Raw genomic sequence first — 20,056 nt, forward strand, 5'->3', positions numbered from 1 at the left:
CTCAATGATGGATATCACACAAGGGCAGCGGATTGGACATCAGTGCAGGACCGCAGCGCCTTACACAGTATCCAGAAGGAGAATCCCATGACCTCTCAACGAGGAGAGTCGGCAGTAGCCGCCAAAGGTGGACGCAAGGGGCTCGACAAGTCGCATTACCTGTACATCGCGGTCATCCTGGCCGTAGTGCTCGGCGCCGTGGTCGGCCTGATGTTCCCCGAAGTCGGCAAATCCCTCAAGCCGCTCGGTGACGGCTTCATCAAGCTCATCAAGATGATGATTGCTCCGGTCATCTTCTGCACCATCGTCCTGGGCATCGGCTCCATCGCCAAAGCCGCAACCGTTGGCAAGGTGGGAGGGCTGGCGCTGGGCTACTTCGTGGCAATGTCCACCTTTGCCCTCGCCATCGGCCTGGTGGTCGGCAACCTGATCCACCCGGGAGAGGGTCTCAAGCTGACCCCGTACGATCCCACCAAGAAGGCCGATACCAACAGCACCGTTGACTTCCTCTTGGGAATCATCCCCGGTGACATTCCGGTCCTGCCCACCCTTCTGGCTGCCATCCTGGTTGGCTTCGCACTGCAGAAGATGGGCAAGCAGGGTGCACCCATCCTCACCGCTATCGGTCACGGGCAGCGCCTCGTCTTCCGTATCCTCATCATGATCATGTGGCTGGCTCCGGTGGGCGCATTCGGTGCCATCGCCGCCGTCGTTGGTGCCACCGGCGCCCAGGCGATCCTCAGCATGTTCACCCTGATGCTGGCCTTCTACGTCACCTGCGCCTTGTTTATCGTGGTGATCCTGGGCACACTGCTCCGCGCAGTTGCCGGCGTGAACATCTTCAAGCTCATGAAGTACTTGGCCCGCGAGTACCTCCTGATCTTCTCCACCTCATCCTCCGAGGCTGCGCTGCCCCGCCTGATTGCCAAGATGGAGCATCTGGGTGTGTCCAAGCCGGTTGTCGGTGTCACTGTTCCCACGGGCTACTCCTTCAACCTCGACGGCACGGCTATCTACCTGACCATGGCATCGCTGTTCGTGGCCAACGCCATGGGCACGCCGTTGGATCTCGGTGCCCAGATCTCCCTCTTGGTCTTCATGATCATCGCTTCCAAGGGTGCTGCAGGCGTCACCGGTGCCGGGCTTGCAACCCTCGCCGCCGGCCTCCAGGCACACAAGCCGGAGCTTTTGGGAGGCGTGGGCATGATCGTAGGAATCGACCGCTTCATGTCCGAGGCACGTGCACTGACCAACTTCACAGGCAACGCAGTTGCCACGGTTCTGATAGGCACTTGGGTGAAGGAGATCGACAATGGCCAGGTAGAGCGTGTCCTTTCCGGCAGCGAGCCCTTCGATGAGCAGACCATGATTGCCCACGGGGGCGAAGAAGAGGCTGCTCCCGAAACTGAAAACCGCGAAAAGGTTACGGTCTAAGAGGACCCGCCCCACACGCTATGCAGTGAGGCGGAGGCCGGCACCCACAGGGTGCCGGCCTCCGCTGTTTCCGCGGCAGGACGATGCCAGCGATATAAACCTTCGACCTCAACCAGAGGGTCAAGGCTCAGGAATCGGCCAATGTCAAGTTCCCAAAATAACCGTGTCGGGCGCTGTAGCCTAAGGGGGTAGCAGCGCTGTCGCCGGGGGCGCAGCGGCAGGGAAGATCGTCGTCGAAAGAGTGGTTAGATACGTGAGCATCGAACGGGGAACAGCTACGCTGGAAGGCACCGAGCTCGATCTGGAAGACGCCATCATGGGGCCCACGGGCCGCCCTCACCGCGAATTCCCGGAACCCGCTCCACTGGCCTCCCACGGTCCGGCGAGAGTCATCGCCATGGTTAATCAAAAGGGTGGCGTGGGTAAAACCACCTCCACCATCAATCTGGCGGCTGCACTCGCCGAGTACGGCCGACGTGTCCTGTTGGTGGACTTTGACCCCCAAGGGGCGCTTTCCGCCGGCCTCGGGGCAAATCCGCACGAGCTCGACCTCACCGTCTACAACGTCCTGATGGACCGTAAGGTGAACATCCGCGATGCCATCCAGCAGACCGGTGTTGAAGGCGTTGACCTCCTGCCCGCCAACATTGACCTCTCCGCTGCCGAAGTCCAGCTCGTCAACGAGGTAGCCCGCGAGCAAGTCCTGGATCGCGCCCTCAAGAGCGTTGAGGACGACTACGACGTCGTATTGATCGATTGCCAGCCCTCGTTGGGCCTGCTGACCGTCAATGCTCTGACTGCAGCCCACGGCGTCATCATCCCGCTGATCTGCGAATTCTTCGCCTTGCGCGCCGTGGCGCTCCTGGTGGAAACCATCGAGAAAGTACAGGACCGCCTCAATCCGCGCCTTCAGGTGGACGGTGTCCTGGCCACCATGTATGACGCCCGCACCCTGCACAGCCGTGAAGTAATTTCGCGCCTGGTGGAGGCCTTCGGGGACAAGGTCTTTGAGACTGTCATCAAGCGTTCCATCAAGTTTGCTGATGCCACCGTGGCCGCCGAGCCCATCACCAGCTACGCCGGCAACCACATCGGCGCTGACGCGTACCGCCGCCTTGCCAAGGAACTGATCTCGCGCGGCGGCGCGCCCTAGCGGACGGTGGGACCGTCAATCGCCCCCACCGTTGAAGCGGATCCGGCCTTAGCCGTCCCGGCGGTAGCGCCCGACGCCGGTACTTCCGAAGCCCGTAAGGCCGGCTTCGAGGTACGGCTGGCTAACTTCACGGGTCCCTTTGACCTTTTGCTCGGCCTCATTTCCAAGCACAAGCTGGATATCACCGAGGTGGCGTTGGCCACCGTCACCGATGAATTCATCAAGTACATCAGGCGCCTCCAGGAGCTGGGGGAGGACTGGGCCCTGGATGAAGCCAGCGAATTTTTGGTGATCGCGGCAACGCTGCTGGACTTGAAGGCAGCCCGCCTCCTGCCGGCCGGTGAGGTAGAGGATGCCGAGGACATAGCGCTCCTCGAAGCGAGGGATCTGCTGTTCGCCCGGCTCTTGCAGTACAAGGCGTTCAAGCAGATCGCCGGAATCCTGGGCGAGAAACTGGAGCAGGAAGCCCGTCGGTATCCGCGGCAGGTTGCACTGGAAGGCCATTTCGCCGCGCTGCTTCCGGAACTGGTGTGGCGGCACACTCCGGAGCAGTTCGCGGAACTTGCTGCCAAAGCACTCAAACCGAAGGACTCCGCTCCTGCCGAGGTTGGCTTGGACCACCTCCATGCTCCGCCGGTCAGCGTCAAGGAACAAGCTGAAATCATGGGCTACCGCTTGAAGCTGGGCGCGCCGTTGTCGTTCCAGACGTTGATTGCCGACGCCGAAACCACCTTGGTGGTGGTTGCACGATTCCTGGCATTGCTGGAGATGTTCCGTGACCGCGTGGTTGCCTTCGAGCAACCCGGGCCGTTGGCTGAGCTGACGGTGCGGTGGACAGGTGATGATGCCGGCTGGGACAGTTCCAGCCTGAGCGAGGAGTACGAAGCCGGGGCAGAAGCCGGGGGAAGTGGGGGTGGCGCCAGTGAGTGAACAGGAAACGGTCCAGGATGGCCTGGCTGAACTGGAAGCGCTGCCCGGCGGTGCACGAGCAGCGTTGGAGGCAGTCCTCATGGTCATTGATGAGCCAGCCACCTCGGAAGAGCTGGCGGCCGGGCTCAACGTGACCGTCGCCGTCGTCGAGGATTTGCTGCAGGACCTGCAGCGGGAGTATAGCGGCTATACTGTTAAAGCCCCGGACGTGGATGCTGTCGGCTTTGCCGTTGCCAGTACTGCACCCCGGGGTTTTGAATTGCGGAACGTCGCCGGTGGGTGGCGGATCTATTCACGGTCGGATTTCGCCGACATCGTGGGGAGATTCGTCCTTGAAGGGCAGACCACCAGGCTTACTCAGGCAGCGCTTGAGACCCTGGCGGTCATTGCCTACCGGCAACCGGTCTCACGGGCCCGGGTGTCTGCCATTCGCGGCGTCAACGTCGATTCCGTGGTCCGGACTCTTACCCAACGTGGTTTGATCGAGGACTCCGGAAACGATCCCGAGTCGGGGGCCGTCCTTTATCGGACAACCTCGTACTTCCTGGAACGGATGGGCATTGGCTCGGTGGCTGAACTGCCACAGCTCTCGCCGCACCTCCCGGGTTTGGAAGGGATCGACGAGTACTACGACGCAAGCCGGATGTAGCCACGGCCCACACCGGCACAGCAATGCAACTTAATACTGATTCACGGCGCCTTACCAAGGTGCACAGCGACAAAGGGCAGACGATGTCTGCCCGGCTGGCTAGTGTTGATTTCAACACCAACTGCCGGCCATTACTACACAAGGACGGGTCATGACACAGGCGGGACGCCAGAGTTCACCACGTAACGGTTCGGGGCGCAACAGCACCGGACGCAATGAGGCCAAGGGCAGCGGCACGGGCCGCTCCAACGCCGGCGGCTTCTCCGGCCGCGGCGGCAGCGCCGGCGCTGGAAAGCGCAACTTCACCCAGCGCGAAGGCCGCCCCTTCAAGGCTTCGAAGCCGCGCGAAGCGGCACCCTTCGATCCTGACAACCCCACGACAGCGGGCGATTACGACCGCGGCCAGGCAGCCAGGCCCGCGAAGCCCTTCCGCAAGCCCGGCTCCAACAAGCCTGGCTTTGGCAAGGCACCCGGCACGCCGGGCGCCATCAAGCCCAAGGCGAAGCCGGCAAGGCAGTACGGATCGAAGGCCTTCGGCAGCGAACGCTTCGGCCAGAACCTGGGCCCCATCCGGAAGCCGGGCCGCAACCGGGGCCCCCGCCAGGAAGTCCCCCAGTCCGACCTTCACGATGTTGACGGCGTGCGCCTGCAAAAGGTCATGGCACAGGCTGGCGTGGCTTCGCGTCGCGTGTGTGAGGAAATGATCCTCGAAGGACGCGTTGAGGTTGACGGTGTGGTGACCACCGAACTTGGTATGCGCGTGGACCCTACGTCCGCAGTGATCCACGTTGATGGCATCCGCATCCAGCTCGACGAAACGCTCGTGTACATGGTCTTCAACAAGCCCAAGGGCGTCGTTTCCACCATGGAGGACCCCGAAGGCCGCCCCTGCATCAGCGACTTCCTCAAGAACAACAAGAACAAGGGTGAGCGCCTGTTCCACGTCGGCCGTCTCGATGTCGCCACTGAGGGACTGCTGCTGCTGACGAACGACGGCGAACTCGCCAACCGCCTGACGCACCCTTCCTATGAGGTACCCAAGACGTACCTGGTCCAGGTGCGTGGCCCGTTCCCGCAAGGGGTGGGCGCAAAGCTGAAGAACGGCGTCGAGCTCGAAGACGGCGTAGCTGCAGTTGACTCCTTCCGCTTGGTTGATTCCACCCCGGGCCACGTCCTGATCGAGGTCGTCCTGCACTCGGGCAAGAACCGCATTGTGCGCCGCATGTTCGACGCCGTCGGGTTCCCGGTGGAGCGTCTTGTCCGCGTCAAGGTAGGACCCATTGGCTTGGGCGACCAGCGCCAGGGCAGCATCCGCAACCTCGGCAGGCAGGAAGTCGGACACCTCCTGGCATCTGTGGGGCTCTAAGGCATGTCGGCATTCGGTACGCACGGCCGGGGCCATCTCGATGGCCCGGTCGTCGTTCTCGGCACAGGCTTGCTTGGGGCCAGTATTGGCCTCGGCTTGCGCGGACGGGGTGTCCCTGTTTTCCTTTTCGATCCTTCGCCCACCAACCAGGCGGTCGCGGTGGATATTGGTGCGGGACGGCCGTTAGGCGAGTTGGATGAAGAACCCCAGCTGGTAGTTGTCGCGGCCCCGCCGGACGTAACCGCCGACGTCGTGCAGAAGGCACTGGAGGACTACCCGTCCGCCGTCGTGGTTGATATTGCCAGCGTCAAGGCAGCCATCCAGGCGCAGCTGCGGGAACGTGGCGTGGACCTGACCCGCTATGTGGGTACGCATCCCATGGCAGGCAGGGAGAAATCCGGCCCGGTTGCGGCCAGGGGAGAGCTTTTCACCTCCATGCCCTGGGTTCTGTGCCCCTCTGAAGAAACTTCGGATGCGGCACTTCATGCTGCGGGTTCGCTTGCGGGGGATCTGGGAGCGATTGTTTCCCGCTTCACCGCGGACGAGCACGATGAGGCCGTGGCCTTGGTGTCCCATTTGCCACAGATCATGTCGTCGCTTCTGGCGAGCCGTCTGCAAGGCACGCCGCTGCATGCCCTCTCCTTGGCAGGAAACGGGCTTCGGGACACCACCCGTATCGCAGCCAGCGATCCCACCCTCTGGGTCCAGATCCTGGGTGGCAATGCCGAGAAGTTGGTTTCCATCCTGCATGGTGTGCGCGAGGACCTGAACCGTTTGATCGGTACCTTGGAAGCTCCTCTTGCTCCGGGGGCCCGGCTGGACCTTGCGCAACTGATCAGTGAGGGTAACGCAGGCCAGGCACGGATCCCCGGAAAGCACGGTGGGCCTCCTCAGGCGTACTCATGGCTGACCATCCTGGTGGACGATAAGCCTGGCCAGATCGCGCACCTCCTCACGGAGATCGGCGAGATCGGCGTGAACCTTGAAGACCTTCGGCTCGACCATTCGTCGGGACAAAACGTGGGCATGGTGGAGCTTTCCGTGCTTCCGAGCAAGCATGACCTCCTTGTTGAAGCTTTGACTGACCGTGGATGGCGGGTACTCCAGTAATGACGCGTGAATTTTTTGGCCCGGAGACAGTTGCCCGTCCCGGCAAGCCGCTCGTGATCGCGATCGACGGACCATCGGGATCCGGTAAATCCAGCGTCAGCAAGGAAGTTGCCCGGCGCTTGAAATTGGCGTACCTCGATACCGGTGCCATGTACCGGGCGCTGACGTGGTACTGCCTTAAGACCGGCGTTGACCTTCAGGATGGCGCAGCGGTGGAACAGGCTTCCAAAATCATGCCGCTGGAGATCAGCACCAGTACTGCCACCGAGTACGTGGCGGTTGACGGCACGGACATCACGGACGAAATCCGGGATCCTTTGATCTCTTCGTCCGTCAGTGCTGTCGCCACGACGCTCGGTGCCCGCACTGAGCTGATCCGCCGCCAGCGCGAGCTGATCGATCAGCACCACCGCCGCATGGTGGTGGAAGGACGCGACATCACCACCGTCGTCGTACCCAACGCCGAGGTTCGCATGCTGCTGACCGCCAGCGAGGAAGCCAGGCTGCGGCGTCGCGGGATCCAGCTGGGCGGCACGCAGACAAAAGAACAGCTCAACACCCAGGTGATCCAGCGTGACGCCAAGGACTCCACCGTTGTGAACTTCACCCAAGCGGCGGACGGCGTGGTGACGCTCGATTCCTCTGATCTGAACTTTGAGGAAACTGTCGAGACAGCCTTGGCGATCGTGAGCAAGGTTATCTATGGTGACTGAGTATCAGCTCCCCTCCGCACAGAGCAGGATGTGGAGCCGGCCGGTTGGTTGGTTCCTGGATCACGTGCTCTATCGGACCGTCGTGGTGGGCAAGAGCAACGTGCCCGCTGCCGGACCGGTGATTTTTGCGGCGAACCACATCAGCTTCCTGGACGGGCCTGTGATGTTCGGCGCGTCGCCGCGCCCTATGCATATCCTGGTCAAGAAAGAGATGTTCAAAGGTTTGTTGGGCGCCGTCCTGAGGGGATCCGGACAGATTCCGGTGGATCGCGCCGGTGACCGCACCGCCCTGCATATCGGCAAGAAACTGCTCGACGCCGGTCGCTGTGTAGGGATCCTCCCTGAGGGAACCCGGGGGAGCGGCTCGGCCGAAAACATCAGCAACGGAGTTGCCTGGCTGGCCCTTAGCTCGGGAGCCACAGTCATCCCGGTGGCCATCCTCGGAACCCGCCAAGGTGATGAGCATCGCGACCATATCCCCAAACCCCGCCGCAAGCTCCATGTCAGCTTCGGTGAACCCATCACGGTGAAGCGCCGGAGGGGCGAACCCGGGCGTGTTTCAATGGACAGGGCGGCTGCGGAGATCCGTGATGCCCTGGCCGAACACGTCCAGGACGCCATCCGGGCCACAGGCCAGGGCCTTCCCCTGGAACCTGCGCCCGGAGAAACCACTTCGCAGCACCGCCATTCAGCAGTAGCCGGGACGCCGGCAGACCACCACTAAGGAAAGTGCAATGAGCGATACGACTCAAAAATCCGGCCTCCACGGAGCCGGCGACGACGAATACACGCCCACCGGCACCGACCAGGTGGCGGAAAACCTGGCGGCCCTGGACGATGACGAGGCCGAGCTCCGCGCGGCCACCCTCCGGGCCGGCCTGGACGATTACGATCTCGACGAAGAAGATGCCGCGCTGCTTAGTGGCGAGTACGGCGACGAAGGCGACGAAGGTCCCCTGAAGCTGGATCCGGTTCTGGCCATCATCGGCCGCCCCAATGTGGGCAAGTCCACGTTGGTGAACCGCATCTTGGGCCGCCGTGAAGCCGTAGTGGAGGACACCCCTGGTGTTACCCGCGACCGCGTCATGTACTCGGCCCGGTGGAATGGCCGCAACTTCACCCTGGTGGACACCGGTGGTTGGGAGCACGACGCCAAGGGCATTCACGCACGGGTTGCCGAGCAGGCTGAGATGGCCGTTGAGCTTGCTGACGCCGTTCTCTTTGTAGTGGACTCCGCCGTCGGCGCGACCGCCACTGACGAGGGCGTCATGAAAATGCTCCGCAAGAGCAAGAAGCCGGTCATCATGGTGGCCAACAAGGTGGATGACTTCGCCCAGGAGGCCGATTCCGCAACCCTTTGGGGCCTGGGCTTCGGCGAACCGTACCCGGTTTCTGCCCTCCACGGTCGCGGCGTCGCGGACCTCTTGGACCACGTCATGGACACCCTGCCCGAGTACTCCTTGGTGGACGGTGTGGAGCGTTCAGGCGGCCCGCGCCGTATCGCCCTGATCGGTCGCCCGAATGTGGGTAAGTCCTCGTTGCTGAACAAGCTCGCCGGCTCCGAGCGAGTTGTGGTGGATCCGCTGGCCGGCACCACGCGTGACCCGGTTGACGAGTTCATCGAACTTGGCGACCGCACGTGGCGCTTCGTGGATACCGCAGGTATCCGCCGCCGCCAGCACATGGCACAGGGTGCCGACTTCTACGCGTCGCTGCGTACGCAGGCCGCGCTCGAAAAGGCGGAGGTCGCCGTCGTTCTTCTTGCCGTGGACGAGGTCCTCAGCGAGCAGGATGTCCGCATCCTGCAGCTGGCCATTGAGTCCGGCCGTGCGCTGGTGCTCGCGTTCAATAAGTGGGACCTGCTGGACGACGAACGCCGCCGTTACCTGGAGCGTGAAATCGAGCAGGACCTTGCCCACGTGGAGTGGGCTCCGCGCGTGAACATCTCGGCAAAGACCGGCTGGCACAAAGACCGCCTGGTCCCCGCCTTGGACATCGCGCTGGAGAGCTGGGACCGTCGCATCCCCACAGGACGCCTCAACGCGTTCCTGGGCGAACTCGTGGCAGCGCACCCGCACCCGGTCCGTGGCGGAAAGCAGCCGCGTATCCTGTTCGGCACGCAGGCATCCAGCCGCCCGCCGAAGTTCGTGCTGTTCACCACCGGCTTCCTGGATCCCGGATACCGTCGCTTCATCACGCGTCGCCTCCGCGAAACGTTCGGCTTTGAGGGCACGCCCATCGAGGTCAACATGCGCGTACGTGAGAAGCGTGGCAAGAAGCGCTAAGTGAGACGGGCATCACAGCCCACTTTGGCTGTGATGGCGTCTCCGACCTCCAACTTCGTGTAAGCTTTTGGAGGTGGTTCGGCCGGACTGCTTAGGTGGGACTCCTCGGAGGAAAACTTAGGCGGAGAACGGTGGAACCAGCGGGCTGTAGCGCAGCTTGGTAGCGCACTTGACTGGGGGTCAAGGGGTCGCAGGTTCAAATCCTGTCAGCCCGACCATAAAGGCCGGAATCACGTGGAAACACGGGATTCCGGCCTTTGGTCGTTAACGCCTGACCAGCTCCCGGTCTCGTTCGCTGTGCCCGCCGTTGAAGCCCGGGGGATACGTACAAGACCGGGAACTGGTTAGATCTTCTGCAGCGCGCCGAGTGCCCTCACCAGCGGTTCAAGCTCAGGCACCGACTCCGCGGCCTCAAGGGCGGAGGCCAGAGTCTCGTCGTGGACCGGCGTTGCCGCCTCGAGAAGCTTCTGGCCGGCCAGTGTCAGCTCGGTGTAAATGCCTCGGCGGTCGTCGGCGCACAGGATGCGCGTGAGCAAACCCCGATCCTCGAGGCGATTGACCAAGCGAGTGGTGGCACTGCTGGATAGCGCCGTGGCGCGGGCCAGCTGCTGCATCCGCATGTGCCAGCCATCCTGTCGGCTCAGCGCATCCAGCACCGTGTACTCCACTACCGACAGGTCACTCGAGGCCTGGAGTGCCTTCTCCAGCTCCGCCTCGATGCTTCCGTGCAGGGCGGCAAGGGTTCGCCAACCCTGTGCCCGTACTTCTACGGCGTCATCCTTGATGCCCATGTCTGCTGTGCTCCTGCCTTGATGTCGTGTGAAACGCGACGCACTGCAAAGTAGTTACTCGCGCAAGTATCTAGCGTGGGCAACTATATATAGAGCGTCTGCAACTATTATTCTACGGTTCCCGACGACGCACTTCCAGTCGGAACCGCCCATTGAAGGAGCTCCACATGCCCGCAGGGTTGATTGCCCTTGCCCTCGGCGGATTCGGCATCGGACTGACCGAATTCGTGATCATGTGCCTCTTGCCGGAAGTTGCCGCCGACTTCCAGGTCAGCGAGGCTTCGGCCGGCTGGTTTATCTCCGGCTATGCCCTCAGCGTTACCGTCGGCGCACTCCTGGTGACGGCAGCAGTCACCAGGCTGCCGCGCAAACCCGTCCTCATTGGTCTGCTCGTCCTGTTCATCGCCGGCAACTTCTTGTCTGCGGTTGCTGACAGTTACATGGCCATGATGATCGGCCGGATCATTGCAGCGCTCTGCCACGGCGCGTTCTTCGGTATCGGTTCCGTGGTGGCAGCGCGCCTTGTGCCTGCCCACAAGAAAGCCGGGGCCATCGCCATCATGTTCACCGGACTCACGGCGGCCAACGTTCTGGGCGTTCCCTTCGGAACGCTGCTGGGCCAGCATTTCGGCTGGCGGTCAACCTTCTGGGCGATCACTGCCCTCGGAGTTGTGGCGCTGTTGGGTATTGCCCTGATGGTTCCCAAAGCCGCCACTGGGGCCGCCAAGGGCCTTCGCAGCGGGCTGGGAGCCTTCACATCCGGTCAAGTCTGGCTCTCCATCATCGTGACCATCCTGGGGTTTGGCGGCATGTTCGTTGGCAAATGCCTCGGGGGAAAAGCCGCCGACAAAGCCCTGGACAAGTCACTCATCGTCATCCTTGTCGGGCTGGTGGCGGTGCTGATCTTCTTCGCCCTCACAACTTCGAACAGCGTCGCCACCCTGGTGTCACTGGCGCTCATGGGCGGCTTCGGCTTTGCCACCGTTCCGGGACTCCAGCTGCGCGTGATGCACTTTGCCTCCACAGCTCCAACGCTGGCATCCGGCGGCCGCAGCGGCCAAACGTGGGGGAGTGGCGGCACCTGCTGTAACTCCCGACGTCGAACGCGAACCGCGCGAGGCGACCGTCGCCTGAGGCCGGGCTACAAGCCGGTCTTCAAAATCGAAGAAGCCCGCCACGGATTTTCCGTGGCGGGCTTCTTCGCGCCTTATGCGTTGGGTGCAGTGTCCTGCTTTGCCGCTTCGGCGCTCTTGGCAGCTCTGACGCGTTGGTTCTCTGCTTGCCTGAGCACTTTCATTTGCTTGCCCCTGCGTCGCCACAGGGCCCAGAGAATAGTGACCGCAATGAAGACCACCACGGCGGCGACGGCGGAAATAGCCGTCCACGTGGTGAAGAATCCCGCATCCACGCTCAAGGTCCGCTGGCCTGCGTGGGCTGACTCCGTGCTGCCGAAGGCGATCCCGGCCGTGAGCAGGTTGGGCACGGCGATGGCGACGGCCACCAGGACGATAACAATTTTCCAGGGCCAGGACACTGCTTTGCGGGTGGCTTGCCACGCTACGAGGAGCGGAACGAACGTGAAGACGAAGCCGTAAAACATACCCACCAGGACGCTGGCTCCAAGGTCGCGCCGGATCTGTCCGGCGATGACATCGGACCACCAGCGGGGGAGGATGGCCCCGAGAATGAAGTATGCGGCCACAGCGACAAGTACTGCCACCAGGATCAGGATTATTTTTACGCCCCAATTGCGCTTTTTCTGAGCTGGTACTTGTACTTGTTCGGTCATGGGTCAATCATGGCAGAGACCCCATCAGGTGCAGGGGAAATGTGCCTATACTTTCAGCGGTGGCCATCAGCACAGGCCGCCGTCGAGGTTCGTAAATGTCCCGATGAAAGGCCACCAGTGAGCAATATTCCGGAAGAACTTTCCTACACCGCAGAACACGAATGGGTGACCGCTCCAGATGCCGACGGCGTAGTGCGCATTGGCATCACCGACTTCGCCCAGGACGCCTTGGGCGACGTCGTCTACGCCCAGATGCCCGAGCCTGGCACAAAAATCACGGGCAACGAGGTTGTCGGCGAAGTGGAATCCACCAAAAGCGTCAGTGACATCTACGCTCCGGTGACCGGTGAAGTCACCAATCGAAATGACGCCCTGGACACTGATCCGGCTTTGATTAACTCCGACCCGTACGGCGAGGGATGGCTCATTGAAGTAAAGCTTGCAGAAGCTGATGCAGTGGATTCCCTGCTCAGTGCATCGGAGTACGAACAACAGGTAGGCTAAAGTTATCTGGCCCGTCAGGCTGCTTTCCTTAAACCGGAAAGCGGGACGGCGGGCCAGCAACCGATTTGCCCGGCGGTACCGGGAGGCGGAAGTGGCCGGCAGGGTTTGGAACTGCCGGCGGATGAGGAGGAAATTCCATGGTTGGCGGCGAACAGAATCAAGCCAATGTCGGGAACGGCGCGGAGGAACAGCCGACGTCGGAGACCACCTCGATCAGCATCACGCCAACGTGGGACGAGCCGAGCATTGCTCCCAAGTTGGCTCCTGAAGAACGTGCATCCGTAGACGCCCTTCCGCCGAACTCAGCGTTGCTCATTGCGCACAGCGGTCCCAACGCCGGAGCTCGTTTCCTGCTGGACGCGGACACCACAACAGCTGGGCGGCACCCGGATGCCGACATCTTCCTGGATGACGTCACAGTGTCCCGCAAGCATGTTCAGTTCATCCGGACTGCCTCGGGCTTCGAGCTGGTGGACATGGGGAGCCTCAACGGAACGTACGTCAACCACGACCGCGTCGACCGCGTGCAGCTGAAGAGCGGCAACGAGGTACAGATCGGCAAGTTCCGGTTGACCTACTACCTGAGCCCTGTTCGCGCAGCAGGCCAAGTCTGACGGGGTATCTGCCTGTGGCTATGGCCCAGCAGGACCGTCGCGGACCGCAGGTCCTGAATATCGGGGAGGTCCTTGCCCAGCTGAGCGACGACTTCCCAGGTATGACGGCGTCCAAGATCCGTTTCCTTGAGGAAAAAGGACTCATCAACCCCAAGAGGACTCCTGCCGGCTACAGGCAGTACGCAGACGGTGATGTCGAGCGGCTCCGTTTCGTCCTTGCGCTCCAGCGCGATCAGTACCTGCCGCTGAAGGTCATCAAGGACTATCTGGATGCCATCGACCGCGGTGAGAGGCCTGAAAATCTCCCTCCGGGTGTCACGGTGTCACCCAGGGTGGTCTCGGCGGAAATGGCAGCAGAGGTGCAAGGGCGTGCCCGCGCACTCACCGAAGACCAACTTCGTGCCGAATCGGGTGCCAGCGTTCCTTTGCTCGAATCACTGCTGAGTTTCGGGCTGATCAGCCACGTGGGCGGCAAGTTCGACGAACACGCCCTCCAGGTGGCGCGGGCCTGTGTTCAGTTGGAAGGCCACGGCCTTGAGCCCCGGCATCTTCGCCCGTTCCAAGCTGCAGCTGAGCGGGAGTTCGGCCTGGTGGAGAGGGCCGTTGCGCCGTTGACATCGCGTCGGGATGCAGCGTCGCAGGCGCGGGCCGCGGAAGCTGCCCGTGAGATCAGCGACCTCTGCCTCACCCTGCACAGGGCCTTGGTGCACGACCGTATCTCCCGGATGGACAGCTGATGATCGAAGTTGAAATCGTCGGTGTCCGGATTGAACTGCCGTCCAATCAACCGCTGGTACTCCTTCGGGAGATCAACGGCGAGCGGCATGTTCCGATCTGGATCGGCACTCCTGAAGCCAGCGCCATCGCCTTGGCACAGCAGGGCGTTGTCCCGCCCCGGCCCATGACGCACGACCTCCTGGTGGATGTTGTTGAATCCCTGGGCCATTCCATCATCAGCGTGAACATCGTCGCTGTGGAGGACAACATCTTTTACGGGCAGCTGCAGTTGGACGACGGCACGGTAGTAAGTTCGCGCGCCTCGGACGCGTTGGCGCTGGCATTGCGCGCCAAGTGCCGCATCTGGTGTGCCGACGCTGTCATGGAGGAGGCCGGCGTTCGCATTACCGAGCATGATGAAGGCGAAGACTCGGAGCCGGATCCCGCCGTGGACGAAGAGCGCGAGATGCGCCGGTTCCGTGAGTTCCTGGACGACGTTGAACCGGAAGATTTCGAAGGCTGAGGCACCCTAAGCCTAAAGTTGAGGGTGAAACTTTCGACACGGCTGTATTTTGGGGCCAAGGTCTTTGACCTCGGAGCCTCACGGGCCTAACGTCGAAGTTATCAAGTTCCCGTTGCATACACTGCCTGCGCAAGTCACACTGGAAGGTGCGGACTTGCGGGAATTACACTGCTGCATTTCGCCGTTGTATCAGGGTATGCACCGTCCCCAAGGGAACTGAGAACAAGGAGGTCACGTGAGTCCGAAAGGCGAAGCAGGCGAGCTGAAGCAGTCCTCTGCCGGCATTGCTGCGCCCGCATCCGGCGCCCAAGGTTTGCTCTTCACGGAGGACCTTCCTGTGCTGGACGAGGACGCGGGCTACCGCGGTCCCACCGCATGCAAGGCTGCGGGCATCACCTATCGCCAGCTCGACTACTGGGCACGTACAGGCTTGGTTGAGCCTGCTGTCCGTGGCGCTGCCGGCTCCGGCTCCCAGCGTCTCTACGGCTTCCGTGACATCCTGGTTCTGAAAGTCGTCAAGCGGCTCCTTGATACCGGCGTATCCCTCCAGCAGATCCGCACGGCCGTGGAACATCTACGCGAGCGGGGCGTCGAAGACCTGGCACAGATCACGCTGATGAGCGATGGCGCCAGTGTCTACGAATGTACATCCGCGGACGAGGTCATCGACCTCGTTCAAGGCGGACAAGGCGTCTTCGGCATCGCTGTCGGACGCGTATGGCGGGAAGTGGAGGGGAGCCTGGCCGCGCTTCCGAGCGAGCATGCCGCGGAGCAGTCCTTTCCCGACGACGAACTGAGCAAACGGCGCGTTGCGCGCCGCATCGGCTAAACGCCGCACCACGGAATCTGAACCAAAGAGGAAAGGCTTCGACCCTCCAGGGGTCGAAGCCTTTCCTCTTCTTCTATCCGTGCTTACGCGCAGGCTGTTGAGGCTCCCGGTTGTTGAGTCTTTCAGCGCTGGCGGCGGTCCCGCAACGAGGACTGTCCAGCCAAGAGGCTCTCGAGCAGGGCATCAAAGAGTTTGGCTGCGTTCTTGGCCGAGTCTCCGGGCCAGTGGTGGACCGAGTGCGCTGCACCTTGGATCTGCTGCCAGTTGGCCTGCTCCGGAATGTGCGGTGTGAGCAGTAGTTCGCCGAACATGGACTCCATTTCAGCCAAACGGAAGGTGTGCTCCGCAGACCCGGTGCGTACCCGGTTGGCCACGATCCCTGCCGGAGCCAGGTTAGGGGCGAACTCCTGCCGAAACAGCTGGATGGCCCGCATGGTGCGTTCAGTGCCGGCTACGGAGAAGAGGCCGGGCTCGGCTACGAGGACAACGCGGTCGCTTGCGCTCCACGCCATGCGCGTTAGTCCGTTCAAGGACGGTGGGCAGTCCACCAGGACGAGCTCGTAGTTAGTGGTGCCTGACAATACGGCTGAAAGCCGGCGAAGGTCACGCCGGCCCAAATCCGGGCGGTCATAGATTCCGGTGAAGGCCGAACCCACCGCGACGTCCAGGGTGCCGTTGCTTGAGCCGTTGGAAACCCAGCTGCTGCCGGCCACATTGCCCGCCAGGTTGGCTTTCCGGGGGCTTTTCAGCATCCGGCCGATGTCGAGTTTCCCGCCTGGCTGAACGCCGAGTGCCGTGGTGGCGTCGGCGTGAGGATCGAGGTCCACTACCAACGTGGAAATACCGGCTGCGAGGGCCGCGGACGCCAGACCGGTGGTCACGGACGTCTTTCCCACTCCACCCTTGAGGCTGCTGATGCTGACTACTTGCACTTGAAAACCCAAAACCTAACGCCGGTTGCCGTATCGCGCTGATTCGCTCCGGAAGCGCCGGAGCCGGGGCTTGCCGAAGCCCCCTCAACATCATATGGTGCATCGCGGTCGATTCCCGCTTTCTACGCGCCCGACCGCTGAGGATAAGCCCCGGGCAATAGCATGCCGTCGGATCGCGCGCACGTATATACAGTGCAGATGACGATTCCTTTGTGATGGTTGCCACAAAGATTTGTGTTTGATGCTGGCGGCACTACACACTGTGACCACCGACCGATCCACCCGCAATGATGCAGGAGAAGTATGTTTTCGAAAATTCTGGTGGCCAATCGCGGCGAAATCGCGATCAGGGCGTTTCGCGCTGGTTATGAACTGGGCGCCAAGACCGTAGCCGTCTTTCCGCATGAGGACCGTAACTCGATCCACCGGCAGAAGGCCGACGAAGCTTACCTGATCGGCGAGGTGGGCCATCCCGTCCGCGCCTACCTGGACGTAGAGGAGGTTGTCCGCGTCGCCAAAGAAGCCGGCGCTGACGCCATCTACCCCGGCTATGGCTTCCTCTCCGAGAACCCGGACCTGGCCCGTGCAGCCAAGGCAGCAGGCATTACCTTTGTGGGACCGCCCGCTGAGGTCCTGGAGCTGGCAGGAAACAAGGTTGCCGCCTTGGAAGCTGCCCGCAAGGCCGGCGTTCCTGTCCTGAAGTCGAGCAAGCCTTCCAAGGATCTTGACGAGCTCATCGCAGCAGCCGACGAGATCGGCTTCCCGATCTTCGCCAAGGCCGTCGCCGGCGGTGGCGGTCGCGGTATGCGGCGCGTGGAGACGCGCGAAGCCCTCCCCGAGGCGTTGCAGTCCGCCATGCGCGAAGCTGATGCTGCCTTCGGCGATCCCACCATGTTCCTTGAGCAGGCAGTGCTGCGTCCCCGTCACATCGAAGTGCAGATCCTGGCGGACGCCGAAGGGAACGTCATGCATCTCTTCGAGCGTGACTGTTCACTGCAGCGCCGCCACCAGAAAGTGGTGGAGATCGCTCCCGCGCCGAACCTGGATGAGAACATCCGCCAGGCTCTTTACCGCGATGCCGTTGCGTTCGCCAAGGCCTTGAACTATGTCAACGCCGGAACCGTGGAGTTCCTGGTGGACACGGAAGGGGAGCGGGCCGGACAGCACGTCTTCATCGAAATGAACCCCCGCATCCAGGTCGAGCACACCGTCACGGAGGAAATCACCGATGTCGACCTCGTGCAGGCACAGATGCGCATCGCTTCAGGGGAAACCCTCGCGGACTTGGGGCTGAGCCAGGACTCGGTGTTCATTAAGGGTGCTGCGCTGCAGTGCCGTATCACCACCGAGGACCCCTCCAACGGCTTCCGCCCTGACGTTGGAAAGATCACCGGCTACCGTTCTGCCGGCGGCGCCGGTGTCAGGCTCGACGGCGGTACGGTCTACTCGGGTGCCGAGATCAGCCCGCACTTCGACTCCATGCTGGTGAAGCTGACCTGCCGTGGCCGTGACTACCCTGCAGCCGTAGCCCGCGCACGTCGTGGTTTGGCTGAGTTCCGTATCCGTGGCGTGTCCACCAACATCCCCTTCCTGCAGGCGGTTCTTGCGGATCCGGACTTCAATGCCGGCAACGTGGCCACGGACTTCATCGACAAGCGCCCTGAACTGCTGAAATCGCACATCTCTGCAGACCGCGGCACCAAGTTGCTCACATGGTTGGCCGAGGTCACCGTGAACAAGCCAAACGGCGAACTCACAGTTCATTCGGACCCTGCCAGCAAGCTGCCCGCGATCGATGGCCCGGTTCCCACCTCGGGTTCGCGCCAGAAGCTGATCGAACTGGGGCCGGAGGGCTTCGCCAAGGCGCTGCGGGAGCAGCAGGCACTGGCAGTCACTGACACCACGTTCCGCGACGCCCACCAGTCACTGCTGGCAACGCGCGTCCGTACCCGCGATCTCGTAGCAGCAGGCCCGGCAGTGACGGCGCTGATGCCGGAGCTGCTTTCCGTGGAGGCCTGGGGCGGTGCAACGTACGACGTCGCGCTCCGCTTCCTCGGTGAGGACCCGTGGGACCGTCTGGCTGCCCTTCGCAAGGCCCTGCCGAATACCTGTATCCAGATGCTGCTCCGCGGACGCAACACCGTCGGATACACCCCATACCCGGAAGAAGTGACGGAGGCCTTCGTCAACGAGGCCGCCGCTACGGGCATCGACATCTTCCGTATTTTCGACGCCCTCAACGACGTCAACCAGATGGCCCCCGCCATTCGGGCCGTGCGTGCAACCGGGACTGCCGTCGCAGAAGTGGCCCTCTGCTACACGGGCAACCTCCTGGATCCGAACGAGGACCTGTACACCCTCGACTACTACCTGGACCTGGCCCAGAAGATCGTCGACGCCGGTGCCCACATCCTTGCCATCAAGGACATGGCTGGCCTCCTGCGTCCGGCTGCTGCTGCGAAGCTGGTGGCTGCCCTGCGCGAGCGCTTCGACCTGCCCGTGCACCTGCACACGCACGACACCGCGGGTGGGCAGCTGGCCACCTTGCTGGCAGCTGTTGACGCCGGGGTGGACGCCGTTGACGTGGCAGCCGCGTCCCTGGCCGGCACCACAAGCCAACCTGCCGCGTCTGCATTGGTCGCAGCCTTGGCCAACACGCCCCGCGATACCGGCCTTAGCTTGGCCAACGTTGGCGCACTGGAGCCTTACTGGGAAGCTGTGCGGCGTGTCTACGCTCCCTTCGAATCCGGTCTGCCGGGCCCCACAGGGCGCGTCTACCAGCACGAAATCCCGGGCGGCCAGTTGTCGAACCTTCGCCAGCAGGCCATCGCCTTGGGACTCGGGGAGCAGTTCGAGGCCATCGAGGACATGTACACCGCGGCTGACCGCATCCTGGGTCGCCTGGTGAAGGTCACGCCGTCCTCCAAGGTGGTGGGCGATCTCGCTTTGCACCTGGTGGGACTTAACGCTGATCCCGCGGACTTCAACGAGAACCCGCAGAACTATGACATCCCGGACTCCGTCATCGGCTTCCTCTCCGGCGAACTCGGAGATCCTCCCGGAGGCTGGCCCGAGCCGTTCCGCACTAAGGCCCTTCAGGGCCGCAGCGTCAAGGTGCGCGACGTCGACATCAGCGCCGAGGACAGCGCAGCGCTCAAGGGTGACTCCAAGACACGACAGCACACGCTGAACCGTTTGCTGTTCGCCGGACCCACCAAGGACTACCTGAAGAGCGTTGATACGTACGGCAACATTTCCGTGCTGGACACCCGTGACTACCTCTACGGCCTGCAGCAGGGCGCAGAGCACGTCATCGAGTTGGAGAAGGGCGTCCGCCTCATTGCCCAGCTTGAGGCTGTCTCGGAAGCCGACGAGAAGGGCATGCGCACGGTCATGTGCACGCTCAACGGGCAGTCCCGGCCCGTGGTTGTCCGTGATCGCTCGGTGGTCAGCAACGTCAAGGCAGCGGAGAAGGCAGACCCGGCACAGCCTGGCCAGGTTGCCGCGCCGTTTGCCGGCGCAGTTACCGTCACGGTCAAGGTGGGCGATACCGTCAACGCCGGCGATACCGTTGCCACCATTGAGGCGATGAAGATGGAAGCTTCCATCACGACGCCGGTTGCGGGCACGGTTTCGCGCCTCGCCATTTCCTCGGTAGAGCAGGTCCAGGGCGGCGATTTGCTGCTGGTGATCGGCTAGCCATCCACATAAAGAAGT

At 62.5% G+C, this 20,056-nt stretch carries 18 protein-coding genes and 1 tRNA gene; 17 read left to right on the top strand and 2 right to left on the bottom strand.

What is annotated here, in order from left to right; translation table 11 throughout:
• Positions 1–87: 87 nt before the first annotated feature.
• From AC1RJY_RS22400 to AC1RJY_RS22445, 10 genes are all read left to right on the top strand, one after another.
• Positions 88–1,434: a C4-dicarboxylate transporter DctA gene (locus tag AC1RJY_RS22400; RefSeq protein ID WP_011774376.1), complete on the top strand. Its 1,347-nt coding sequence runs from the start codon at positions 88–90 to the stop codon at positions 1,432–1,434.
• A gap of 253 nt (positions 1,435–1,687) precedes the next feature.
• The gene (locus tag AC1RJY_RS22405) at positions 1,688–2,587 is read left to right on the top strand and encodes a ParA family protein (protein WP_011774377.1); all 900 of its coding nucleotides are present in this window, start codon (positions 1,688–1,690) and stop codon (positions 2,585–2,587) included.
• A 6-nt stretch (positions 2,588–2,593) separates the two neighbouring features.
• Entirely contained in the window at positions 2,594–3,517 is a 924-nt protein-coding gene (locus tag AC1RJY_RS22410; protein ID WP_011774378.1) for a segregation and condensation protein A, read from the top strand.
• Entirely contained in the window at positions 3,510–4,166 is a 657-nt protein-coding gene (gene scpB / locus AC1RJY_RS22415; protein WP_011774380.1) for an SMC-Scp complex subunit ScpB, read from the top strand. The genes AC1RJY_RS22410 and scpB overlap by 8 nt, the downstream gene beginning before the upstream one ends.
• A 151-nt stretch (positions 4,167–4,317) precedes the next feature.
• Complete coding sequence (locus AC1RJY_RS22420; RefSeq protein ID WP_498603570.1) at positions 4,318–5,532, top strand: pseudouridine synthase; 1,215 nt, start codon at positions 4,318–4,320, stop codon at positions 5,530–5,532.
• A gap of 3 nt (positions 5,533–5,535) precedes the next feature.
• Entirely contained in the window at positions 5,536–6,642 is a 1,107-nt protein-coding gene (locus AC1RJY_RS22425) for a prephenate dehydrogenase (RefSeq protein ID WP_014921345.1), read from the top strand.
• A complete protein-coding gene (cmk, locus tag AC1RJY_RS22430) occupies positions 6,642–7,355 on the top strand; it encodes a (d)CMP kinase (protein WP_011774383.1) in 714 nt (237 codons plus the stop codon). Before AC1RJY_RS22425 ends, cmk begins: the two co-directional genes overlap by 1 nt.
• A gap of 28 nt (positions 7,356–7,383) precedes the next feature.
• Complete coding sequence (locus tag AC1RJY_RS22435) at positions 7,384–8,079, top strand: lysophospholipid acyltransferase family protein (RefSeq protein WP_498603597.1); 696 nt, start codon at positions 7,384–7,386, stop codon at positions 8,077–8,079.
• A 10-nt stretch (positions 8,080–8,089) separates the two neighbouring features.
• Entirely contained in the window at positions 8,090–9,640 is a 1,551-nt protein-coding gene (der, locus tag AC1RJY_RS22440; protein WP_014921348.1) for a ribosome biogenesis GTPase Der, read from the top strand.
• A gap of 141 nt (positions 9,641–9,781) precedes the next feature.
• Positions 9,782–9,858 (top strand) — tRNA-Pro (locus AC1RJY_RS22445).
• 126 nt (positions 9,859–9,984) lie between these two features.
• Here the strand turns inward: AC1RJY_RS22445 and AC1RJY_RS22450 are convergent.
• Positions 9,985–10,431, bottom strand: a complete 447-nt coding sequence (locus AC1RJY_RS22450; RefSeq protein WP_014921349.1) for a MarR family winged helix-turn-helix transcriptional regulator — start codon at positions 10,429–10,431, stop codon at positions 9,985–9,987.
• Positions 10,432–10,598: 167 nt separating this feature from the next.
• Between AC1RJY_RS22450 and AC1RJY_RS22455 the strand changes: the two genes are divergently transcribed.
• From AC1RJY_RS22455 to AC1RJY_RS22480, 6 genes are all read left to right on the top strand, one after another.
• Entirely contained in the window at positions 10,599–12,026 is a 1,428-nt protein-coding gene (locus AC1RJY_RS22455; protein WP_498603572.1) for an MFS transporter, read from the top strand.
• Positions 12,027–12,337: 311 nt separating this feature from the next.
• Positions 12,338–12,724, top strand: coding sequence for a glycine cleavage system protein GcvH (gcvH, locus tag AC1RJY_RS22460; protein WP_011774387.1), 387 nt, complete (start codon positions 12,338–12,340; stop codon positions 12,722–12,724).
• 137 nt (positions 12,725–12,861) lie between these two features.
• Positions 12,862–13,338, top strand: a complete 477-nt coding sequence (locus AC1RJY_RS22465; RefSeq protein ID WP_011774388.1) for an FHA domain-containing protein — start codon at positions 12,862–12,864, stop codon at positions 13,336–13,338.
• Between the two features lie 20 nt (positions 13,339–13,358).
• Positions 13,359–14,075 carry a transcriptional regulator FtsR gene (gene ftsR / locus AC1RJY_RS22470; protein ID WP_011774389.1) on the top strand — a complete coding sequence of 239 codons (717 nt, stop codon included), beginning with the start codon at positions 13,359–13,361 and terminating at the stop codon, positions 14,073–14,075.
• On the top strand, positions 14,075–14,578 hold the full coding sequence (locus AC1RJY_RS22475; RefSeq protein ID WP_011774390.1) for a bifunctional nuclease family protein: 504 nt from the start codon (positions 14,075–14,077) through the stop codon (positions 14,576–14,578). Before ftsR ends, AC1RJY_RS22475 begins: the two co-directional genes overlap by 1 nt.
• Positions 14,579–14,813: 235 nt before the next feature.
• Positions 14,814–15,407: a MerR family transcriptional regulator gene (locus tag AC1RJY_RS22480; RefSeq protein ID WP_011774391.1), complete on the top strand. Its 594-nt coding sequence runs from the start codon at positions 14,814–14,816 to the stop codon at positions 15,405–15,407.
• 122 nt (positions 15,408–15,529) lie between these two features.
• Here the strand turns inward: AC1RJY_RS22480 and AC1RJY_RS22485 are convergent, their stop codons facing one another.
• Positions 15,530–16,339, bottom strand: coding sequence for a ParA family protein (locus AC1RJY_RS22485; protein WP_014921351.1), 810 nt, complete (start codon positions 16,337–16,339; stop codon positions 15,530–15,532).
• Positions 16,340–16,642: 303 nt separating this feature from the next.
• Between AC1RJY_RS22485 and AC1RJY_RS22490 the strand changes: the two genes are divergently transcribed.
• Positions 16,643–20,038 (top strand): pyruvate carboxylase, encoded by a 3,396-nt coding sequence (locus AC1RJY_RS22490; RefSeq protein WP_014921352.1) that lies wholly within the window; start codon positions 16,643–16,645, stop codon positions 20,036–20,038.
• The last annotated feature ends 18 nt before the right edge of the window (positions 20,039–20,056 follow it).

The sequence above is a fragment of the Arthrobacter sp. GW822-FHT05G07 genome (genome assembly GCF_058799755.1).